At 41.2% G+C, this 1,609-nt stretch carries 2 protein-coding genes; both read left to right on the top strand.

Annotated elements, in window-relative coordinates:
• Positions 1-152: 152 nt before the first annotated feature.
• Positions 153-908, top strand: coding sequence for a YebC/PmpR family DNA-binding transcriptional regulator (locus I8752_RS22115; RefSeq protein ID WP_214434424.1), 756 nt, complete (start codon positions 153-155; stop codon positions 906-908).
• A 136-nt stretch (positions 909-1,044) separates the two neighbouring features.
• Complete coding sequence (locus tag I8752_RS22110) at positions 1,045-1,260, top strand: hypothetical protein (protein ID WP_214434423.1); 216 nt, start codon at positions 1,045-1,047, stop codon at positions 1,258-1,260.
• The last annotated feature ends 349 nt before the right edge of the window (positions 1,261-1,609 follow it).

Genomic DNA, 1,609 nt, shown 5'->3' with positions numbered 1-1,609 from the left:
CCGCTCCTCTGCCCCTCTGCCCCTCCACCCTCTCTGCTGCCTCAAAGTGCAAATTAAAAGCACAACAGTTTATTGCTCTACCCAAACTATCGTAAATGCGATGTTTTTTCGTATATTTTAATCTGGGAGTAGAGCGTTAAGAATTTTAGATTATGGCAGGACATAGTAAATGGGCAAATATTAAGCGCCAGAAAGCGGTAGTAGATGCAAAAAAAAGCAAAACCTTTACTCAGTTGTCGCGGGCAATTATTGTTGCTGCTAGAAGCGGCGTACCAGATCCAGCAGGAAATTTTCAACTGCGTACTGCAATTGAGAAAGCGAAGGTTGCGGGTATCCCTAATGATAATATCGAACGGGCGATCGCTAAAGGTGCAGGGACTTTTAACGACAATGCTAGTTTTGAAGCTATTCGCTACGAAGGTTACGGTCCAGAGGGTGTAGCCATTTTGATTGAAGCTTTCACAGATAACCGCAATCGAACTGCTGCTGACTTACGTGTAGCTTTTAGTAAAAATGGTGGCAATCTTGGTGAAACAGGCTGCGTTAGCTGGATGTTTGAGCAAAAGGCTGTGTGTGTCGTACAAGAAGTGGTTGATGAAGAACAACTTTTAGAAGCATCTTTAGAAGGCGGCGCTGAGTCTTATGAAATGACTGAAGATGAGATTGCTGAGGTGTTTACTGAGGTAGCAAATTTAGAAAATCTCAACCAGACGCTCAAAGATAAAGGCTTTCAGGTGACTGATGCAGAATTACGCTGGATTCCTAGTAATAGTGTAGAAGTTACAGATCCAGAACGGGCGCGATCGCTCTTCAAATTAATTGATACGTTAGAAGGTTTAGATGATGTGCAAAATGTCACAGCTAACTTTGACATATCAGAAGAATTGATGGCTGTCAGCATTTCTTAGGAAAATTTTAACACAAGCATCATAGTGGAATTGCGACAACACTCTTCACAAAAACTTCATATGAATAACAAGACACTGACATATACACCTGCCATATTTAACACGTTCCTAACTGACAAACAAATCAGGAAATCCCATGAATAAATTAGTTAAAGGTTTGCTTCTAGCTTTAGTAGTTTCCGCACCTATGGCGATTGTTGCACCTGCTGTCCAAGCCAAAACTACTGCCCCAACTAAGATTGCTCTTGCTCCTGCTAAACATACTGGTGTAAAAAGCGGTAAGGTACATCATAAAAAACATTACAAACACCACAAACATTCCCAAATCAAAAGCCACAAAGTTCATAAGTAATTTTTCTTAAATATTTGTAATATTTTGGAAATAAAGTTTATTGTTGATTTTTCTTCAACAGCTATTGTCCGATTTGACCCCGCCGCTTAGTAAAGCAGCGGGGTTTTTTATATAGCCGTCGCTAGTAGTGTTAGGACATCAACAGACGATCAAACCTAGACACAAAAAGACTTTTCACCCAGTCACCAGTCCCCAGCTATATTCAGTAGATTACAAAGTTCTCTGTTTAGGCTGGGTGTAGGGTGTAGGGTGTGGGGAAAGAATAGCCATGATTGACCTAATTAGCCTTTAATAACACCAACAATCCGCTCCTTTGTCACCTACACCCAACACCCAACACCCCACACCC

This window comes from Dendronalium phyllosphericum CENA369, assembly GCF_016056275.1.
Classification (GTDB): domain Bacteria; phylum Cyanobacteriota; class Cyanobacteriia; order Cyanobacteriales; family Nostocaceae; genus Dendronalium; species Dendronalium phyllosphericum.
Note: the sequence above shows the minus strand (reverse complement) of the source record. Positions and strands in the feature narration are given on the sequence as shown.